Raw genomic sequence first — 19,701 nt, forward strand, 5'->3', positions numbered from 1 at the left:
TCCGAGTGGTGAGATCAGGCGATCTGTTCGAGCCGGTGGCCCATGCGGTGCCGTTTGGCCGCGAGGTAAGCCGTGTTGTGCTCGTTCGCCGGGGCTTCGAGGGTGAGGCGCTCGTTGATGGTCACGCCGCAGCCGGTGAGCGCGCGGCACTTGTCCGGGTTGTTGGTCAACAGCCGGACCGAGGAGACGCCGAGGTCGGCGAGGATCCACGCGGCGGCGGTGTAGTCGCGGCTGTCGACCGGGAAGCCGAGCGCGACGTTCGCTTCCAGCGTGTCCAGTCCCTGGTACTGCTGCAGCTGGTAGGCGCGGAGCTTGTGCCCCAGCCCGATCCCCCGGCCTTCGTGCCCGCGCAGGTAGACGACGACGCCGCGCCCCTCGGTGGCGATCGCCTCCAGCGCCATGTGCAGCTGCGCCCCGCAGTCGCAGCGCAGCGAGCCGAGCAGGTCACCGGTGAGGCATTCGCTGTGCAGCCGGACGAGCACGTCCCCGCCGTCGAGGTCGCCCATCGTCAGCGCCACGTGCTCGACGTCGCCGGACCGGTAGGCGCGGACCTGGAAGGTGCCGAGGTCGGTGGGGATGGCGGCCTGCCCGGTGCGGCGCACCGCGGGATCGCCGCCGTCCAGCCAGCGGACCAGGTCCTCGATGGAGATCATCGGAATGCCGTGGCGCGCGGCGAACTCGGTCAGCTCCGGGCCGCGCATCATCCGCCGCCGGTCCGGGGTGACGATCTCGCACAGCAGGGCGGCTCCGCTCAGCCCGGCCCGCCGGCACAGCTCCACTCCCGCTTCGGTGTGCCCGCGCCGCTGCCGCACCCCACCGGGCTTGGCGAGCAACGGCATGACGTGACCAGGCCGGGCGAGGTCGGCGGGCTGCAGGCCCGGATCGGCCAGGGCGCGGATCGTCTTCGCCCGGTCCTCCGCGCTGATCCCGGTGGTGGTTCCGTGCCGGTAGTCGACGCTGACCAGGAACGCGGTGCGCTGGCTCTCGGTGTTGTCCGCGACCATCAGGTCCAGCCCGAGGGCGTCCGCCCGGTCCTCGTCGATCGCGACGCACAGGAAACCCGAGGTGTGCTCCAGGAAGAACGCAACCTCGCCGGTGGTCGCGTGCTCGGCGGCCATGATCAGGTCGCCCTCGTTCTCCCGGTCCTCGTCATCGACCACGAGGACCTTCCCGCCTGCGGCGAGTGTGGCGAGGGCTTCGGCGACGTTCGACGAGGGCATGATCCACTCCTGCGTAGTGTTCACATATTGACCGTTATGTTCGAACAAGGTGACACGGGTCATCCTCGCCCGTCAACCCTCCGGCGGAAAAATTGCTTCTACGCTTGACGTTTCTCGGCTCTTGACGGTTCCCGGGACGAGAAGTCACAATGCTGCCGTGTTCATTTTATGAACATCTAGTTCAGGATTCCGACCACGACGGAGTGTCACAGTGCCTGAGGAAGTCGACGTCGCCGTGATCGGCGGCGGGATCGCCGGGTTGGTCGCCGCCCGTGAGCTGAGCGCCAAGGGCCTCCGGGTTCTCGTGCTGGAAGCCCGCGACCGGCTGGGCGGCCGCGTGTGGACCGACCACCGGCTGGGCCGCGACCTGGAGATGGGCGGCACCTGGCTGCACTGGGTGCAGCCGCACGTGTGGGCCGAGGTGACCCGCTACGGCCTCGCGGTGACCCGCGGTCCCCGCCCCGAGCAGGCGTACTGGCTGGCCGGCGACGAGGTCCGCACCGGCACGCTGGAGGAGTTCATGCAGCTCATCGACCCCGGCATGCGGCGCCTCCTGGCCGGCACCATGCGCTGGCTCCCCCGCCCCGCCGAGCCGCTCGCCGAGCCGGCACTGGCCGAGGTCGACGGGTTCAGCGTGCAGGACAAGCTCGACGAACTCGCCCTGCCGGCCGAGGAGTACCACGCCAACGAGGCGGCGTGGGTCGGGCACTTCAACGCTCCCCTCGCCGACGGCGCCTTCACCAGCGCGCTGCGCTGGACCGCCGCCACCGCAGGATCCTGGCACCTCATGCACGAGGCGTCGGCGGTCTTCCGGCTCGCCGGCGGCACCCGGTCCCTGGTCGACGCGATCGCCGCCGACGCCGGCGCCGAGATCCGCACCTCCACGGAAGTGCGCCGGATCGATCACGGGCCGGACCGCGCGGTGCTCACCACGGCCGCCGGTGAGCGGATTCGCGCGCGGCGGGTCGTGGTGACGCTGCCCCAGAACATCCTCGGCGACCTGGAGGTCTCCCCGCCGTTGTGCGCCGGGAAGCTCGCCGCGAGCAAGGAGAAGGCGGCATCGAAGGGCGTCAAGGTGTGGATCCGCGTGCGCGGGCCGATCGAGCCGTTCTTCGCCTATTCCTCGGCCGCCCATCCCCTGTCGGTCGTGCGCACCGAATACCTCGGGGACGACGACGCCGTCCTGGTCGCCTTCGGCGCGGACGCCGCCCGGATCTCGCCGGACGACTGCGACGCGGTGACTGCGGCGCTGCGGGTGTGGCGCGACGACCTCGACGTCCTGGACACGACCGGCCACGACTGGATGTCCGACCCCTATTCGCGGGAGACGTGGATGATGCACCGTCCGTACCAGGTCACCCGGTACCTGAACGCCCAGCAGCAACCGGAAGGCGTCCTGCACTTCGCCAGCAGCGACCACGCCGGCCTGTGGGCCGGCTTCATCGACGGCGCCATCGAAAGCGGGCTGCGGACCGCACGCGAACTCGCCACGCACCTCACCGGCGCACGCTGACCACCACCTGGTTGGAGGAACTCCCGTGATCACCTCACCTTCGACGATCGAACCCCGGCACTTCCGCGACGTGATGGGACACCTGCCCACCGGTGTCGTGGTCGTCGCCGGCCGCCGCCGGACCGGGGAGCCCGCGGGCCTCGTCGTCGGCACGTTCCAGTCCCTGTCCCTGGACCCGCCCCTGGTCAGCTTCAGCGTCGCGCTGACCTCCAGCAGCTGGCCGAAGATCCGCCCGGCAGGCCGGTTCAGCGCCAGCGTCCTCGCCGCCGGGCAGGAGGACGTGTGCCGGGCGCTGTCCAGCAAACGCGAGGACAAGTTCAGCGCGGTGGACTGGCACGAATCCCCGCACGGCACCCCGCGCATCTCCGGGGCGCACGCCTGGATCGACTGCGAAACCCGGCACGAGCTCGACGGCGGCGACCACGTCATCGTGATCGCCCGCGTCCGCCACCTGGAAGCGGGCGACGGCGACCCCCTCGTCTTCCACCGCGGGCGTCTCGGCGAAATCCGTTCCTGAAGCGATCGAAAGGAAGCTGGCATGACCACAGTGGACAGTGCGGAGCACGAGACACCGGCCGCGGAGGTCGACCGATGTCTGGACGCGGCGGCCACGGCGGCACCGGAGTGGGGGCAGTGGGCACCGCGCCCGCGCGCCGAGGCGCTCTCCGCGGTCGCCGACGCACTCGACGCCGCCACGGCAGACCTCGTCGCCGCCGCCGTGACGGAGACCGGCCTCCCCGAGGCCCGCCTCACCGGTGAGGTGAAGCGGACCACCGTGCAGCTGCGCATGTTCGCCGATCTGCTGCGCGACGGCTCCTGTCTCCGCATCGTCATCGACCGCAGCGACCCCGGATACGCCCTCGGCGCCCGGCCGGATCTGCGGCGCTGGCTGGTCCCGCTCGGCCCGGCGCTCGTCTTCGCCGCGAGTAACTTCCCGTTCGCCTTCTCGGTGGCCGGCGGAGACACCGCCTCCGCCCTCGCCGCAGGCTGCCCCGTACTCCTGAAGGCCCACCCCGGCCACCCCGCGACCTCGCGGCTCACCGCGGACCTCGTCCGCTCGGCACTGCTCGGTGCCGGGGCGCCGGAGGGCACCTTCGACCTGATCACCGGCCGGGACGCCGGCGTGCGGGCGCTGCGGGACCCGCGCGTCGCCGCGGCCGCGTTCACCGGATCGGTCGCGGGTGGCCGGGCCCTTTTCGACATCGCCGCCTCGCGGCCCTCGCCCATCCCGTTCTTCGGCGAGCTCGGGAGCATCAACCCCGCGATCGTCACCCCGGAAGCGGCACGCGAGCGCGGCGAGCAGATCGCCGAGGGCTTCGTCGGATCGTTCACCCTCGGCGCGGGTCAGTTCTGCACCAAGCCGGGCGTGCTCCTCCTCCCCCGGGGCACCGGCCTGCCGGAGCGCGTGGCCGAGCTCGCCGACGGCGTGCCGCCCGCCCGGATGCTCACGACCGGCATCGCGCGGCGGTACCACGAGCGGCTCGGCGAACTGGCGAACGTGGCCGGTGTCAAGGTTCTGACGAGCGGGCGGGAACACGCCGATCCGTCCGGCATTCCCGCGGTCAGCCCGGCCCTGTTCCACGCGGGGCCGGTGCAGAACCTGCACGAGCACCGCGACGTGCTCCTGGACGAGAACTTCGGCCCCTCCGCGGTGATCGCGGAGTACGAAGTGGACGATGCCCTGCCCGGACTCCTCGCCGCGGTGGCGGGAAGCCTGACGGTCACGGTGCAGACGTCGAACCGTCCGGACGGGGAGGAACGGGCACGCCTGGCCGCGCTGGTCGAGGTGGCGGCGCGATGCAGCGGTCGCGTGGTGTTCAACGAATGGCCGACCGGGGTGGCGGTCACCCCGGCCCAGCACCACGGCGGTCCCTACCCCGCCACCACCGCCGTGTCGCACACCTCGGTCGGCACGGCGGCCATCGAGCGTTTCCTGCGCCCGGTGACCTACCAGAACGCCCCGGACGCACTGCTTCCGCTCGCGCTGCGGGACGCGAACCCGCTGGGGCTGCCCCGCATCGTCAACGAGCCCGGCGACTCCGGCCGCTGGCGGTGAGCCCGGAGGGGGGCACAGCGGCCGGCCAGTGACAGCTCGGCGTCGGCAGGTGGCGGGCCACCTGCCGACGCCGTACCCGACTCGTCACACGGACAGTTCGCGGCGCACGAAAGCCACCAGGACCTCCCGCATCACCGTCACCGTGATGCCCGGCGCTCCGGTCAGCACCTGGATCGCCAGGCCGTCGGTGAGGGCGCTCAGCCGCACGGCCACCTCGTCCGGGTCGACGTCGGCGGAGAAGGTGCCCTGCCGCTGGCCGCGGCGGACGATCCGCGCGATCGTGTCGTGCCAGCGCGCGTAGAAGGCGTTGTGCACCGGGCGCAGCTCCGGGTTGATCGTCGCCTCCGCCCAGAACTGCATCCACACCGACCACTCGTCGCGCACCACCCCGACCTTCGGCAGCTGCATCTCGATCAGCCGGAGCAGCCGCGCGTGCGCGTCGTCCAAGCGGCGCAGCTCCGCGCTCTGCCGTTCGAACGCGCGGTCCACCGCGCTACGCAGCGCCGCGGTGAGCACGTCGTTCTTGCCCGGGAAGTAGTAGTGCACCGCGCCGGTGCTGGTCCCCACCTCGCGCGCGATGTCGGCGACCCGCACGGCGTGGTAGCCGCGTTCGGCGATCAGCCGCGCGGCCGCGTCGAGGATCGCCGCGCGGCGGGCGTCCCGTTCCGGCTCGGCGGGCGGTGTGCTGGTGGCGCTCTCGGCCGCGGTGGGCACTCCTGGTCCTCCCTCTGCCGGTGTGCTGTCCCGGCCCCGATCTAACCACACCCCTCCAACTGACGCGTCAGTCAGACCACCGCGCGGAATCGGTCAAGGCCGGTCGACCCGGGCATATCCCCACTTGACCAGCGTTCTTCTCACCCAGACCCCGACCGCACCTCTTGACAACCACCCACACCATGCCGCTAACTGACGCATCAGTCAGACCGGTTGGAGAAGGGTGGGGCTCGATGACACTCAACGGGCAGGGGCACGAGGGCGTGCTCCGGCCGGACGCGCTGGCGGGGCGGATCGCCCTGGTCACCGGCGGCGGCACCGGCATCGGCCGGGCGACCGCGCTCGCGCTGGCGCGGTGCGGCGCCGGGGTGGTGCTGGCCGGCCGCCGCGCCGAGCACCTGGAGAAGGTGCGCGGGGAGATCGCCGAACTCGGCGCCCGCGCGCTGGCCGTGCCCGCGGACATCCGCGACGAGGAGCAGGTGACACGGCTGGTGGACCGGGCGCTGGCGGAGTTCGGCCGGATCGACGTGCTGGTCAACAACGCCGGGGGCCAGTTCGCCGCGCCCGCCGAGGAGATCACCGCCAAGGGCTGGCGGGCCGTGCACCGGCTCGCGGTCGACGGCAGCTGGGCGGTCACCCGGGAGGTCGCGGTGCGCGCGATGATCCCCGCGCGCACCGGCGTGGTGTTCTTCCTCGCCTTCTCGCCGCGCCGCGGCATCCCCGGCATGGTGCACGCGACCGCCGCCCGCGCCGCGCTGGAGAACCTCGCCGCGGGGCTGGCGCTGGAGTGGAGCCGCTACGGCATCCGCTCGCTGTGCGTGGCGCCCGGCACGATCGAGACCGAGGGCCTGCGCGAGAACTACCCCGCCGCCGACCGGGCGCGCTGGGCGCAGGCGGTGCCGCTCGGGCGGCTGGGCACGCCCGAGGAGGTCGCCGACGTGGTGGCGTTCCTGGCCTCGCCGGGCGGCCGGTACGTCACCGGGACGACGATCACGGTCGACGGTGGCGCGGACGCGTGGGGCACCGGCCACCCGGCGCCGGAGCCGGTGCGATGACCGCCGTGCTCCCCCGCGCAGGGCGGGACGCAGACGTGTTGTTCGACCCGTCGTCGGTCGCGGTCGTGGGCGCCAGCGACGACGAGTCGAAGTACGGCAACTGGATCGCGGTGCAGGCGCTGCGCATGCTCGGCCGCCGCCCGGTGCACCTGGTCAACCGCCGCGGCGGGACCGTCCTCGGCCGCCCCGCGGCCCGCTCGCTGGCCGAGCTCGCCGAACCGGTCGAGCTGGTGGTGGTGGCGGTGCCGGCGGCCGGGTTCGAGGCGGCCGTGGACGACGCCCTGGCCGCGGGCGCCCGCGCCGTCGTGGGCATCACCGCGGGCTTCGCCGAGCTCGGCGCCGAGGGCCGCGCGCTGCAGCAGCGGGTCACCGAACGGGTGCGATCCGCCGGGGCCGTCCTGCTCGGGCCGAACTGCCTCGGCGTCGCGGACTCGACCACCGGGCTCACCCTGGCCTCCAACCCGCTGCCGTCCGGCACGGTCAGCCTGCTGTCGCAGAGCGGCAACATGGCGCTGGAGCTGAGCGGGTTCCTCACCGGCCACGGGCTCGGGTTCGCGCGCTTCGCCTCGCTCGGCAACCAGGCCGACGTGGGCGTGGCCGACCTGATCCGCTCGTGCACCCGGCACGCGGGCACCGAGCTGATCGCGGTGTACTGCGAGGACTTCGGCGACGGCCGCGAGTTCACCGACGCCGCCGCGCAGGCCCGGCGGGCCGGCAAACCCGTCGTGCTGCTCACCGTCGGCGGCAGCGCGGCGTCGGTGCGAGGCGCGGCGTCGCACACCGGCTCGCTCACCTCCGACAGCGACGTCATCGACGCCGCCTGCCGCGCGGCCGGGGTCTACCGCGTGGCGACGCCGCGGGAGCTCGCCGACCTGGCCGCCACCCTGCGCCAGCAGGGACCGGTCGAGGTGCGCCGGGTGGCGGTCCTGGCCGACGGCGGCGGACACGCCTCGGTCGCCGCGGACGTCACCGAGGCCGCCGGCCTGGCGGTGCCCGAGTTCTCCGCGCGGCTGTCGGCCGCGTTGCGCCGCGAGCTGCCGCCGTCGGCGGGTGTGCGCAACCCGATCGACCTGGCCGGCGCGGGTGAGCAGGACATCACCTCGTTCACCCGGGTGCTCGAGGTCACCCTGGCCGAACCGGACACCGACGCGGTCCTGATGACCGGCTACTTCGGCGGCTACCGGGAGTACGGGGAGCGGCTGGGCGCCGGGGAGCTGGCCACCGCGCACCGCATCGCGGACCTGGTGCGCGGGCAGGGCAAGCCGGTGGTGGTGCACACCATGCGCGCGGACAGCCCGGCGGCGCGGGCGCTCGCCGAGCGCGGGGTGCCCGTGTTCGGTGCCGTCGAGCAGGCCGCCCGCGCCCTGGCGCTGCTCGGGTCCGCCCCCGCCCCGGAAGCCCCGGCCGCGGTGCCCGCACCGGCCGAACCGGTCACCGACGACGGCTACTGGTCGTCGCGGGCGCTGTTCGCCGCCGCCGGGGTGCCGTTCCCGGACGGCGCCCGCGTCACCACCGCCGCGGAGGCGGTGGCCGCGGCCGAGCGGATCGGCTACCCGGTCGTGCTCAAGGCCGAAGGGCTGCTGCACAAGTCCGACGCCGGCGGTGTCGCACTGGGACTGTCCACAGCGGACGAGCTGCGGGCGGCGCTGGCGGACATGCACGCCCGGCTGCGGGCGCCCGGCTACACCGTCGAGGCGATGGCCGACCTGCGCGACACCGTCGAGCTGATCGCCGGCGTCCGCCGGGACCCGCGGTTCGGGCCGGTCGTCATGGTCGGCCTCGGCGGGGTGTTCACCGAGGTGCTCGCCGACGTCGCCTTCGCACTCGCCCCGGTGGACCAGGCCGGTGCCGAGCAGCTGCTGCGCAGCCTGCGCGCCGCCGCGTTGCTGACCGGCGCCCGCGGCCGCCCGCCGGTCGACGTGCCCGCCGCCGCGCGGGTCGTCGCCACGATCAGCGCGCTCGCCGCCGCCCACCCCGAGATCGCCGAGCTGGAGATCAACCCCCTGCTGGCCGCGCCCGGCCGGGTCACCGCGCTCGACGCCCGCATCGTCCTCGCCGACGACTGACACCAAGTTTCCCGACACCGGAAGGATCACGATGGATTTCGCCTACTCCCCCCGCCTGGCCGAGCTCAAGCAGCGGGCCGCCGACCTCACTGCCAAGATCATGCCGTACGAGGACCAGTGCGAGCGGGAGAACGGCCTGCCGCCCGAGGCGCACGCCGCGATCCGGCAGGAGGTCCTGGCCAGCGGCCTGCAGGCGATCAACACCCCGGTCGAGTGGGGCGGGGCCGGCCTGTCCGTGCTGGAGCAGGTCGTGGTGCAGGACGAGCTGGGCAAGCTGACCAACGCGCTGTGGGACACGGTGTGGCGGCCGGCGAACCCGCTGGTGCACGCCACCCCCGAGCAGCGCGAGCGCTACCTGGTGCCGGACGCGCGCGGCGACCGCCGGGACGCGGTGGCGATCACCGAGGCCGACGCCGGGTCCGACCCGTCCGGGATCGCCACCACGGCGGTCCGCGACGGCGACGGGTACCTGCTCAACGGCGAGAAGTGGTTCGTCACGGTCGGCGACGCGGCCGACTTCCTGCTGGTGCTGGCGAACGTGCCGGACGGCGGGCCGACGATGTTCCTGGTCGACACCGGCACGCCGGGGGTGCGGATCAAGCGGGTGCCGCGCTACACGCACACCTTCGTCTACGAGCACCCCGAGTTCACCTTCACCGACGTGCGGCTGGGCGCGGACGCGGTGCTCGGCGGTGTCGGCCAGGGCTACGAGCTGACCCGGGACTGGTTCACCGAGGAACGGCTGATGATCGGCGCCCGCACGATCGGGGCGGCCGAGCGCGCGCTCACCCTCGCCACCGACTGGGCGCGGGAACGGGTGCAGGGCGGGGTGCCGCTGATCGAGCGGCAGCTGATCCAGGGCATGATCGCCGATTCGGTGGTGGACATCGCCACCAACCGGGCGCTGACCCACCAGGTGGCGTGGGAGTTCGACCAGGCCGACCTGGACGACCCGACGGTGCGCAAGACGTTGCACGCCAAGGCGGCCACGGTCAAGCTGGCCGCGTCCGAGGCGGCCAACCGCGTGGCCGACCGCTGCCAGCAGATCTTCGGCGGCCGCGGCTACATGCGCGAGTACCCGGTCGAGCGGCTGTGGCGGGAGCTGCGGGTGGACCGGATCTGGGAGGGCACCTCGGAGATCCAGCGCCTGGTGATCGCCAACCACGTCGCCAAGCGCGGCCTGGGCTCGCTGGTCACCTTCCCGGAGGCGGAGTGACCGGGCCGGACGCCGGCGCGGTCGGGGTGACGACGGCCGGCGGCATCGCCGTCGTCGCCCTGGACCGGGCCGCCAAGCGCAACGCCCTGTCCACCCACCTGGAGTCGCGGCTCGCCGAGGCGCTGCGGTCACCGTCCGTCGTGGACTCCCGCGCGGTGGTGATCACCGGCGGGGCGGCGGTGTTCTCCGCCGGCGCGGACGTCACCGAGCTGCGGGAGATGACGCCGGCCGCGATCGCCGCCTACTACCGCGCGTCCGGCGCGGTGTACGAGGCGGTCGCGAACCTGCCGCAGCCGACGGTCGCCGCGATCACCGGCTACTGCCTCGGCGGCGGGCTGGAACTCGCGCTGGCCTGTGACCTGCGGGTGGCCGACGAGCGGGCCGAGTTCGGCTTCCCCGAGATCGGGCTCGGCATCCTGCCCGGCTCCGGCGGCATCGCCCGGGTGGTGCGCGAGCTGGGCCCGGCCCGCACCCGCGACCTGGTGCTGCGCGGCCGCCGGTTCGGGCCCGCGGAGGCGGCGAGCTGGGGTCTGCTCACCGAGGTCGTGCCGGCCGGGGCGCATGTCGACCGCGCCCGCGCGCTCGCCGCCGAGCTCGCGGCCGCGCCACCCCAGGCACTGGCCTGGACCAAGCAGGTCATCGACGCCGCCGCCGAGTCCTCGCACCGCACCGCGCTGCTGCTGGAGCAGCTGGCCTACGCCGCGCTCAACCGCACCTGACCTTCACCCCACCGGAGGAGTCATGGACACCGTCGTCAACTCCCGGAACACCCCGCCACGCCCCGGCGGCCTGCGGGGCATCGAATCCCGCTCCATCGACTACGTACCCCTGCGCGAACGGCACGGCAAGGCCTGGCACCTGTGGCCGGTGTGGTTCACCGGCGACGCGCACCTCGCCACCGTCGCCACCGGCGTGCTGGGGATTTCGATGGGGTCGAATCTGCTGTGGACCGGGATCGCCATCGTCGCCGGCTGCGCGTTCGGCACGTTCTTCATGGCGTTCCACTCCTCGCAGGGGCCGCAGCTCGGGCTGCCGCAGATGATCCAGTCCCGCCCGCAGTTCGGCTACCTCGGGGCGCTGCTGGTGTGGGTGGTCGCGCTGGTCACCTACCTCGGCTACAACGCGTTCAACCAGCTGCTCGCCGGGGAGGCGGCGCACCTGTTGTTCGGGGTCGACCCGACCGTGGCCTACCTGGTGTTCACGGTCCTCGCCGTGCTGCTGGCGGTGTTCGGCTACGACTGGATCCACAAGGCGCAGCGGTGGCTGGCGTACGGGTTGCTGCTGGTGCTGGGTGTGTTCAGCGTGGGCATCGGGTTCACCGGCGAGATCCCGGCCGGGCAGTTCTCCGCGTCCGGCTTCCACGCCGAGGCGTTCGCCATCCAGTTCTTCGTCGCCGCGGCCTACCAGCTCAGCTGGGCGATCTACGTGTCGGACTACTCGCGCTACCTGCCGCGCACGGTCGGGGTGCGGGCCACGTTCTGGTGGACCTACCTCGGCGCGCTGATCGGTGGCGCGTGGATGATGCTGGTCGGCGCGGTGGCGGCCTCGCTCAACGCCGGGCTGAACACCTCGGAGGCGATCCACCAGGCCGGGAACGCGATCTTCCCCGGGTTCGGGACGGTGCTGGTGGTGCTCGCGCTGCTCGGGCTGATCACCATCACCGGGCTGAACTTCTACGGCGCGTCGCTGACCCTGCTGTCCATTGCGGACTCGGTGCGGCCGGTGCGGTCCAGCCGTGCCAAGCGGATCGTCACGCTGGTGGTCTGCGCGGTGCTGTCCACTTCGGTGGCGCTGTCGGCGTCGGCGAACTTCCTGCACGAGTTCGAGCACTTCCTCGGCGTCCTGCTGTTGTTGTTCACGCCGTGGACCGCCATCAATCTGGTGGACTTCTTCTGGGTGCGGCACACGCACTACTCGATCCGGGAGATCTTCAACCCGCGCGGCATGTACGGCCGCTGGGGCTGGCGGGGCCTGCTGGCCTACGCGATCGGGTTCGTGGCGATGCTGCCGTTCGTCAACTCCGCGGTCTACACCGGACCGGTGGCGCGGCTGCTCGGCGGCACCGACATCGCGATGCTGCCCGGGCTGGTCGTGTCCGGCGCGGTGTACCTGCTGGTGTGCCGCAGCCTGGACACCGCGGCCGAGCGAGCGCTGATCGCCCGCGCGGACGCCGATCTGGAGACGGCGGAGGTCCGCTGATCCCGTCCGGCGGCGAGTACTTCCCGGTGCTCGCCGCCGGGCCGGGGTTCGCTCCGCGTCCGGGCGGCTCCGGCTCCGGGTGGAGTAGCCTCGATCGCGGCAGCGGCGAGAGGGGATCCGGATGGCGCTCGACGCGGTGGACGAGCCCGGCCGAAGATCCGGCGAGGCCCTCGTCCGCGAGGTCACCGCCGTGGCGGCTCAGGCCACCATCCTGCGCCGGGTCCTCCTCGGCTGGGTCCGCGGCCGCGGGCTGCCGCCCGAGCTGGCCGCCGACCTCGAACTCGCCGCCTACGAGGCCATGGCCAACGTCGTGGACCACGCCTATCCCGACGGCACGCACGGCACCATGACCGTCACCGCCCGCCACGATCCCGGCGCGATCGTGGTCTGCGTCGCCGACACCGGGCGATGGCGCGACGGGCTCAGCGATCCCCTGCGCGGCCGCGGGCTCCCCCTCATCCGCGCCCTCGCCCCCGAAGTCACCGTCACCAGCACCTCGACCGGGACCACCGTCACCATGACCTGGCCCTGGAAGGCCGCCTGACCGCACATCCCGGCTCGTCCCGCCGTCCTTCGAGCGAGTGAAAGGTGCCTCGGCTCCAAACCGAAGCCCGTCCAGCTCCGAATCCGCGCTCGTGACCGCTGTCACACCTGCCGGCGCGGTGCTACGCGCCGGCAGGGTCTTCGAACGGAGCACGATGTTCGGCCAAGACTACGTCGCCAAGATCATCCACCGGAGCGCGGAGACGCCCGCGGACCGGCGGCGCTTCCTCCGCAGCGCCGGCCTGGCCGGCCTCGGTGTCGTCGGTGCCGGCGCGCTCGGCTCGCCGGGCTTCGCCTCGGCCGCCACCGCGGCACGCACCCGGCAGGACGCGCAGCAGCTCAGCGATGCGTCGGTCCTGAATTTCGCGTTGAACCCGGAGTACCTGGAAGCCCAGTTCTACCTGCATGCGGTGCGCGGAGAGGGCCTGCCCGAGACGTTGCGGACGGGACGCGGGAACCAGGGGCCGGTGACCGGCGGGCGCCGGGTGCGGTTCCGTTCCAAGCGCATCCGGCAGTACGCCGAGGAGATCGCGGGCGACGAGCTGGCGCACGTCCGGTTCCTGCGCAGCGCACTGGGCTCGGCGGCGGTCGCCCAGCCGGCCATCGACGTCCAGACCAGCTTCACCGCGGCAGCACAGGCGGCCGGCATCGTCCGGCAGGGCCGCACGTTCGACCCCTACGCCTCGGAGGAGAACTTCCTGCTGGCCGCGTTCCTCTTCGAGGACGTCGGCGTCACCGCCTACAAGGGCGCCGCACCGCTCATCCAGAACAAGACCTACCTCGAAGCGGCCGCCGGCATCCTCGCCGCCGAGGCCTACCACGCCGCCAACATCCGGACCTCGATCCTGGAAACCGGGGCGAACGTGTTCGGCGCGGGCGTGCTCAGCCGCAATCTCGACGACGCGGCGAACAAGCTCTCCGACGCGCGCGACAGCCTCGACGGAACCACCGATCTGGACCAGGGCGTCCGCGACGCCCGAGGCAACGCCAACATCGTGCCCACGGACCAGTTCGGCGTCACCTACAGCCGTAGCGCCGCCCAGGTGCTCAACATCGTCTACCTCACCCCCGGGCAAACCACCCGCGGCGGGTTCTTCCCCAGCGGTGTCAACGGCGAAATCAACACCAGCGCCGGCAACGCCTGATCGCCTCCCGCCAGGCCCGGCCGCGCCTCCGGGTGCGGCCGGGCCCCGCGGCATGCGCACTCGCGGAGGTCAGGCCGATGCCGTGAACGACACCGCGCCCGCGGCGAGCGCGCCGGTCTCCGCGGCGCGGCGCACCTGCGTGGCGGCGTGCCCGCGACCACCGGATTCCCCTTCACGCAGCCCGAAACCCGAACCCACGAACACCAGCACGACGCCGCGCCCGGCCGCGACCTCCACCCAGTTCCCGGGAACATCGAGCACCGCATCCGCGAGCAGCGGCTGGAAATGCGGCCACTCGAGCGTCAGCTCACCCCGCCTGGTCACGTGCATACGCCACCCCGGCGCCGCGTGGAGGGGCAGATGGTCCAGATCCGTCGTCAGCCGCACCCCGCGCGCCAGGACGACCCGGAACAACGCATCTCGCACCACCGTCGCGCCGGACCGGGCACCCACCTCACCCTCCATGAACAGCGCCGCGAACACCACGCCGCGGTGGTCCCACAACGACGCCTGCACGTGCAGCCGGCTGACACTCATGATCCGGAAATCCCTGCTCGGCGAGGCGCGAACCGCCCTGCCGGTCAACCCTCGTTCGTCACGAACGCCAGTCGGGTTTGGTGGCCCCCGCCGGTCCGGGTCACCCCGTGCGCAGCTCGCCAAACCGGAGACGGCGCCACCACGAATACCCGGGTGAGCCAGGTACTGGCCGCTCCGCAGGAACAGGACACCACGATGGACGTCTCCACGATGCGTCAGCCCGCCGTGTGGCTGGCGGGCCGCTGTCCCACCGCCCCGAGCCGGGCCACCACCGTCCGGGACGACCAGGGACGCAGGTGGCACCTCGGCGGCGACCAGTGCTGGCACACCGACGACGACCGGCACCACACGACGTGGCGGGACCTGTCCGGCCGTACCGATCTCGTCGAAGTGCCGATCACCCCCGCACCGTGATCCGCCACGCCGCCGGCCCGCCACCGATGCGGGGACCGACCGGCACGGGCGGGTCGGACTGCCGGGCGGGCGTCGCCACACCCTCGTCGGTGTGGTTCGCCCAGGGGCCCAGGTCCAGCAGCAGCTGGATGTCGCCCAGCGCCGGGCCGTCAACCCGGCTGGGCACCGTCGTGGTCGCCGGGTGTCAGCCGCAGCTGGTCGGCCAGCAGCGCGGCCTGAACGCGGTTGTCCAGCCGCAGCTTCGCCAGGATGCGGGAAACGTAGGTCTTGACCGTGGACAGGCTCATGTAGAGGCGTTCGGCGATCTGGGTGTTGTCCAGGCCGAGCCCGACGTGGCCGAGTACCTCGCGTTCACGCTCGCTGAGCAGGTCGAGCCGCTCGGCGGCGTCCGGGAAGGCGGTCGCCGCGGCGGTGGTCCTGGCGGAGAGGCGCCGGAGGATCCGCTTGCCGAGTTCGATGTTCAGCACCGCGGCGCCTCCGTGCACCGCCCGGACCGCGCTGATCAGGTCCTTGGGCGTGAGCTGTTTGAGCAGGAAACCGTCCGCGCCCGCCGTCAGCGCCTCGATCATGAGCTGGTCGTCGTTGAAGGTGGTCAGCGCCAGTACCAGCGGTGGCCGCGGGTCCTTCTTCAGCTGCGCGGTGGCGGTCACCCCGTCCACCCGGGGCATGCGCAGGTCCATCAGCACCACGTCCGGCCGGTGCTCGCGGCAGGCCACGACCGCCTCGGCACCGTCCGCCGCCTCACCGATCACCTCGATGTCCTCCGCGGACTCCAGGATCGCCCTGGTCCCGGCGCGGATCAGAGCCTGGTCGTCGACGACGAGCACCCTGATCACGATGTCGATCGTCCCATCGGCTCCCCGGCCTCGCGACCGCCCGGCGACAGCGGCAGGTCGGCCTCCAGCACGAACCGGGCGCCGTCGGCCGAGGAACCGGCGGTGAGGCTGCCGCCGGCCAGCGCCGCCTCCTCGGCGAGCAGGCGCAGGCCCCGGCCCGTTCCCGGAAAGGAGGGCCGGTCCTCCGGCGCGACCGGGCTGGACACCGTCAACCGCAACCGGCCCGCCGCCTGGGTGAGCCGGATGTCGGCTCGCGGCGCACCGGCGTGCCGCAGCACGTTGGTCAGCGCTTCCCGCACGATGCGATAGCACAGGTCCTCGCCGGTCGAGTCGCACACGGGCCCGGCCGCCGGCGAGTAGGCCACCTCGACACCGAGCGACCGGTAGTCCCGCACCAGGTACTCGATGTCTGCGATGCGGAACCCGTCGGCCACCCCGTCGATCTCCCCGATCGGGGTGGACAGCACGTCGAGCACCTCGCCGAGCTGCCCGATGGCCTTCTGGCCGACGCTCACGATCAGCTCGCTGCGCCGCCGGATGGGCTCGGTGACCGCGGCGTCGACGCTGATCGCGCCCGCCATGCTCACCATCACCGTGACGTGGTGGCCGACGCCGTCGTGCATCATCGACGCCAGCCGCGCCCGTTCGGTCAGGCTCCGCTCCCTGAGCGTGCTCTCCCGGAGCCGTCGCTGCCGTTCCGCCGACTGCGCGGCGTGCCGCTCGCGCTCGGTCAACGCCTCCTCGAGACTGTTCTTCGCCGCGCCCATCGCCAGCGGCGCCACCGCGGCGAGGGACCAGTAGACCAGCCCGTCGAGCCCGCTCGACGGCAGGCTGGTCTCGAACTCGAACAGCCGGCCGGGGCCGGTGACCGGCTCGAAGAACAGCTGGTGCGCGGGCCAGACCAGGAGCAACCCCATGCAGGTGACGGCGAGCGCCCAGCGCCGTCGCCGGGCCAGCGAGTAGGTCATCACGTAGTTCGCGTAGGGCAGGTTCGTCATCAGGAACGTGGCGCAGGCCACCACCGTGGCCGCCCAGTCGTACTCCCGCCGCCACCGCCCGACCACCACCGCGCACAACGCCGCGACCGCGGCGTAGACCGACAGCGACACGGGAGCGGTGCGGTGCAAGCCGGTCAGCAGCCCCACCGCCGCGGGACCGGCGATCACCAGCGCAGCCATCGCGTCACGCGGTCGCCGGGACCGGAACAGCTGCTGCCAACGCTCCATCACCTCCCCCATCGAAACAGCTCACCGCCGCCGGGGCGACTTCCACGGCCTCGATCGAGTGGCGCGTCGACCACTTCGTCAACCGGGGGCTACAAGACGGCGTGAGCCGTCACCCCAGGACGACGCGAACCTCCCCCGGCTGAGCTGTGCTGGAGGAGACCAACCGCCCCTGACCTGGAGGAACCGATGACCGCGATCCTGCCGCAGACCGACCGACCGGCCACCCGGCGGCCTCCGCTCATCGCCGGCGCGGCACCGCGCTCCGGCGGCGTCGCACTGATCCTCGCGACGCGGCCGGAAATCTTCAAACTCGCCCCGGTCCTGTGCCGGCTCGGCCGGCGGGCCAGGGTGGTGCGGCCCGGGAACCACTCCCCCAGCGCACTGCCCAACCCGGAGTTCGGCGGCGGCACCGGGACCGGATCCCGGAGCTTCCGGGTCGCGGGGGCGCTGGAACAGCTGACCCGGCTCTTCGCCGCCGACCGCCCCGAGGTCGTGCTCGTGCACGGCGCGACCGACACCGCGCTCGCCGGCGCGCTCGCCGCTCATTCGCACGGCATCCCCCTGGTGCACGTCGAGGCCGGGTTGCGCAGCCACGATCTCGCGCTTCCCGAGGAGCGCAACCGGGTGCTCGCCGACCGGGTCTCCGACGTGCTCTGCGCGCCGACCCCGGTCGAGGTCGGCAACCTCGAAGCCGAGGGACTCGGGGGCCGGGACGTGCGGCTGACCGGCACCACCACCGCCGAGGCCGTGCACCACCGGCTCATGCCCGGGCCGGACCGGATCAACGTGCTGCGGAAGTGGGGACTCCAGCCGGACGGATACGTGCTGGCCACCCTCGACCGGCCGGAGAACACCGACGACGAGGAAGCGCTGTTCGCGATCGCGAACCAGCTCTCCGGAATCGCCGACGCCGGATACCCGGTCGTGCTGCCCGTCGACCCGCGAACCAGGGCCGCGGTGATCCGCGCCGGTGTCCTGGCGTCCGCGATGAACCTGCGCGTGGTGAACCGGCTCTGGCACTCCGAGTTCCTCGCGCTGGCCAAGCACGCCGCGCTGCTGGTCTCAGACTCGGGATCGGTGCAGGAGGAAGCCACCGTGCTGAAGCGGCCGATCCTGGTCGTCCGGCGATCCACCGAACGCCCGGAGGTGCTGCGGGACTTCGGCAAGCTCGTGCGGCCGCACGACGACATCGCCGGGATCGCGCTGGACTGGCTCACCGACGGCGTCGAGTGCCGCGCCAGGCTCGCGGACACGCCCTCCCCGTTCGGGGACGGGCGCAGCAGCGAGCGCATCGCCGACGCCGTCCACCACTTGTCCCTGCTGAACCGCTGAAGTAGCGCGGTCTCGATGCCCCGGGCGCCTCCCGGCAGCGTGAACCGGGAGGCGCCGCCGGCTGCCAAGGTGTGCGTCGTTGCCTAGGGTGGAAGCGCGAGCCGCCGATCACGGACCCGAAACGGTCGCGGCAGCGCACAAGGGAGGAACCGGATGCCGCAACAGCACGCGTCGACGCTGGACGGACACGACCCGCGCCGGCCGGTGCCCGCGCCGTTACCCGAGGACGAGGACGCGAGGCTGGCCGCGGTGCGCCGCTACGACGTCCTCGACACCCCACCGGACGGGGCGTTCGACCGGGTCGCGGCGATGGCGGCGCACCTGTTGCAGGTGCCCGTGGCGACCGTGTCGATCGTGGACGAGAACCGGATCTGGTTCAAGGCCGCCCACGGCCTGGAGGGAGTGCCCGAGATCGGCCGTGACCCCGGGTTGTGCGCCTCGGCGATCTGCCAGGACCAGGCGCTGGTCATCCCCGACACGCTGCGCGATCCCGTGGCCGCGGGCAATCCGCTGGTGACCGGTGACCTCGGGGTGCGGTTCTACGCCGCCGCGCCGATCACCACCGCCGACGGCCACCGCCTGGGCACCGTCAACGTGCTGGACACCCGGCCCCGCGTGATCACCCCCGAGGACACCGCGATCCTGACCGATCTGGCCGCGATCGTCATGGACGAGCTGGAGCTGCGGCTGTCGGCGCTGCGCGCGGTGCGGGCCGAACGGTTGCTCCGCCAGGCCGAGACCACTCGCGCCGAGACCGAACAGGCCGCGCGGGAACGGGCCGAACGCGATGCTGCCGCCATCGCCGCGTACGCCGCGACACTGCAGCAGACCCTGCTGCCACCCGCGCTGCCGTCGATCCCGGGCGTGGAGCTGGCTTGCCACTACCACCCCGCCTCCCGGTACGAGGTCGGCGGGGACTTCTACGACGTGTTTCCGCTCGACGACGGCCGATGGGGGTTCTTCCTGGGCGACGTGTGCGGCAAGGGCGCCGAGGCCGCCGCGCTGACCTCGCTGAGCCGCTACACCCTCCGCGCCGCCGCCCACCAGCACGTCGACGACCCCCTCGCCGTGCTGGCCACGCTGAACGCCGCGCTGCTCGCCGACCCGGCCGTGGGGAGCCGCTTCTGCACGGTCCTCTACGGCACCATCACCCCCGCCGACGACGAGAGCGGGGGTACCGTGGTCCGCCTGGCCGGTGGTGGACATCCACCGGCGTTCCACCTGATCCCCGCCCCCACCGGGCACGGCGGTGCGCGGGTGCACCCGGTGGAACTGCACGGCAGCACGCTCGTCGGCGCCCTGCCCGACGCCCGGTTCGTCGCCACCACCGTGCTCCTGCGCCCCGGCCAGGCGCTCCTGCTCTACACCGACGGCCTGTCCGAATCCCGCGACGCCGACGGACGGCTGCTCGACATCGACGGCGTAGCCGCCTTCCTGGCCGCCCGCACCGGCCCCACCACCGCGGCCGCCCTGGTCGCCGACACCGTCGCCCTGCTCACCGGCCTGCCCCACGGCCTGGACGACGACGTCGCCCTGCTCGCCCTGGCCGCCACCACGACCGAGAGCGGGCTGGCGGTCACGAACACCGGCGCACCGGGCCGGGCCGCCCAGGAGCGCTGACCGTCACGA

The 19,701-nt window shown here is 73.0% G+C and carries 19 protein-coding genes; 13 read left to right on the forward strand and 6 right to left on the reverse strand.

Annotation, left to right across the window (positions count from 1 at the left end):
- Positions 1-14 precede the first annotated feature (14 nt).
- A complete protein-coding gene (gene ribA, locus L1857_RS22070; protein WP_116110548.1) occupies positions 15-1,220 on the reverse strand; it encodes a GTP cyclohydrolase II in 1,206 nt (401 codons plus the stop codon).
- A 211-nt stretch (positions 1,221-1,431) separates the two neighbouring features.
- On the opposite strand from ribA, the gene L1857_RS22075 reads away from it, so the two are divergent.
- The 3 genes from L1857_RS22075 to L1857_RS22085 are packed head-to-tail and all read left to right on the forward strand — an operon-like array spanning position 1,432 to position 4,789.
- A complete protein-coding gene (locus L1857_RS22075; protein WP_116110549.1) occupies positions 1,432-2,733 on the forward strand; it encodes a flavin monoamine oxidase family protein in 1,302 nt (433 codons plus the stop codon).
- A gap of 25 nt (positions 2,734-2,758) precedes the next feature.
- Entirely contained in the window at positions 2,759-3,250 is a 492-nt protein-coding gene (locus tag L1857_RS22080; protein WP_233156970.1) for a flavin reductase family protein, read from the forward strand.
- 21 nt (positions 3,251-3,271) lie between these two features.
- Positions 3,272-4,789: an aldehyde dehydrogenase (NADP(+)) gene (locus tag L1857_RS22085; protein ID WP_094002605.1), complete on the forward strand. Its 1,518-nt coding sequence runs from the start codon at positions 3,272-3,274 to the stop codon at positions 4,787-4,789.
- Between the two features lie 84 nt (positions 4,790-4,873).
- Here the strand turns inward: L1857_RS22085 and L1857_RS22090 are convergent, their stop codons facing one another.
- On the reverse strand, positions 4,874-5,503 hold the full coding sequence (locus tag L1857_RS22090; protein WP_094002604.1) for a TetR/AcrR family transcriptional regulator: 630 nt from the start codon (positions 5,501-5,503) through the stop codon (positions 4,874-4,876).
- 233 nt (positions 5,504-5,736) lie between these two features.
- Between L1857_RS22090 and L1857_RS22095 the strand changes: the two genes are divergently transcribed.
- The 7 genes from L1857_RS22095 to L1857_RS22125 all read left to right on the forward strand — a co-directional run bounded on the left by L1857_RS22095 (position 5,737) and on the right by L1857_RS22125 (position 13,727).
- A complete protein-coding gene (locus L1857_RS22095; protein WP_116110551.1) occupies positions 5,737-6,558 on the forward strand; it encodes an SDR family NAD(P)-dependent oxidoreductase in 822 nt (273 codons plus the stop codon).
- On the forward strand, positions 6,555-8,624 hold the full coding sequence (locus L1857_RS22100) for an acetate--CoA ligase family protein (protein WP_249466157.1): 2,070 nt from the start codon (positions 6,555-6,557) through the stop codon (positions 8,622-8,624). Before L1857_RS22095 ends, L1857_RS22100 begins: the two co-directional genes overlap by 4 nt.
- A 31-nt stretch (positions 8,625-8,655) precedes the next feature.
- Positions 8,656-9,840 carry an acyl-CoA dehydrogenase family protein gene (locus tag L1857_RS22105; RefSeq protein ID WP_116110552.1) on the forward strand — a complete coding sequence of 395 codons (1,185 nt, stop codon included), beginning with the start codon at positions 8,656-8,658 and terminating at the stop codon, positions 9,838-9,840.
- Positions 9,837-10,559 (forward strand): enoyl-CoA hydratase/isomerase family protein, encoded by a 723-nt coding sequence (locus L1857_RS22110; protein WP_249466162.1) that lies wholly within the window; start codon positions 9,837-9,839, stop codon positions 10,557-10,559. The genes L1857_RS22105 and L1857_RS22110 overlap by 4 nt, the downstream gene beginning before the upstream one ends.
- A 22-nt stretch (positions 10,560-10,581) precedes the next feature.
- Entirely contained in the window at positions 10,582-12,039 is a 1,458-nt protein-coding gene (locus L1857_RS22115) for a purine-cytosine permease family protein (RefSeq protein ID WP_116110554.1), read from the forward strand.
- Positions 12,040-12,160: 121 nt separating this feature from the next.
- A complete protein-coding gene (locus L1857_RS22120) occupies positions 12,161-12,583 on the forward strand; it encodes an ATP-binding protein (RefSeq protein WP_094002599.1) in 423 nt (140 codons plus the stop codon).
- 154 nt (positions 12,584-12,737) lie between these two features.
- Entirely contained in the window at positions 12,738-13,727 is a 990-nt protein-coding gene (locus L1857_RS22125; RefSeq protein ID WP_116110555.1) for a ferritin-like domain-containing protein, read from the forward strand.
- Between the two features lie 69 nt (positions 13,728-13,796).
- On the opposite strand, the gene L1857_RS22130 is transcribed toward L1857_RS22125, so the two are convergent.
- On the reverse strand, positions 13,797-14,264 hold the full coding sequence (locus L1857_RS22130) for a hypothetical protein (RefSeq protein ID WP_116110556.1): 468 nt from the start codon (positions 14,262-14,264) through the stop codon (positions 13,797-13,799).
- 153 nt (positions 14,265-14,417) lie between these two features.
- Here L1857_RS22130 and L1857_RS22135 point away from each other — a divergent pair, with 153 nt between their 5' ends.
- Complete coding sequence (locus L1857_RS22135) at positions 14,418-14,678, forward strand: hypothetical protein (protein WP_094002596.1); 261 nt, start codon at positions 14,418-14,420, stop codon at positions 14,676-14,678.
- On the opposite strand, the gene L1857_RS22140 is transcribed toward L1857_RS22135, so the two are convergent.
- The 3 genes from L1857_RS22140 to L1857_RS22150 are packed head-to-tail and all read right to left on the reverse strand — an operon-like array spanning position 14,662 to position 16,752.
- Positions 14,662-14,844 carry a hypothetical protein gene (locus L1857_RS22140; RefSeq protein ID WP_116110557.1) on the reverse strand — a complete coding sequence of 61 codons (183 nt, stop codon included), beginning with the start codon at positions 14,842-14,844 and terminating at the stop codon, positions 14,662-14,664. The genes L1857_RS22135 and L1857_RS22140 overlap by 17 nt on opposite strands.
- A complete protein-coding gene (locus tag L1857_RS22145) occupies positions 14,828-15,514 on the reverse strand; it encodes a response regulator transcription factor (protein WP_094002594.1) in 687 nt (228 codons plus the stop codon). The genes L1857_RS22140 and L1857_RS22145 overlap by 17 nt, the downstream gene beginning before the upstream one ends.
- Positions 15,511-16,752, reverse strand: coding sequence for a sensor histidine kinase (locus L1857_RS22150; protein WP_249466165.1), 1,242 nt, complete (start codon positions 16,750-16,752; stop codon positions 15,511-15,513). The genes L1857_RS22145 and L1857_RS22150 overlap by 4 nt, the downstream gene beginning before the upstream one ends.
- Positions 16,753-16,926: 174 nt before the next feature.
- On the opposite strand from L1857_RS22150, the gene L1857_RS22155 reads away from it, so the two are divergent.
- Together L1857_RS22155 and L1857_RS22160 are read left to right on the forward strand one after the other, a co-directional pair.
- Positions 16,927-18,072 carry a UDP-N-acetyl glucosamine 2-epimerase gene (locus tag L1857_RS22155; protein ID WP_116110559.1) on the forward strand — a complete coding sequence of 382 codons (1,146 nt, stop codon included), beginning with the start codon at positions 16,927-16,929 and terminating at the stop codon, positions 18,070-18,072.
- Between the two features lie 153 nt (positions 18,073-18,225).
- On the forward strand, positions 18,226-19,692 hold the full coding sequence (locus L1857_RS22160) for a PP2C family protein-serine/threonine phosphatase (RefSeq protein ID WP_094002591.1): 1,467 nt from the start codon (positions 18,226-18,228) through the stop codon (positions 19,690-19,692).
- The last annotated feature ends 9 nt before the right edge of the window (positions 19,693-19,701 follow it).

Source organism: Amycolatopsis thermalba (assembly GCF_023376025.1).
Taxonomy (GTDB): domain Bacteria; phylum Actinomycetota; class Actinomycetes; order Mycobacteriales; family Pseudonocardiaceae; genus Amycolatopsis_E; species Amycolatopsis_E thermalba.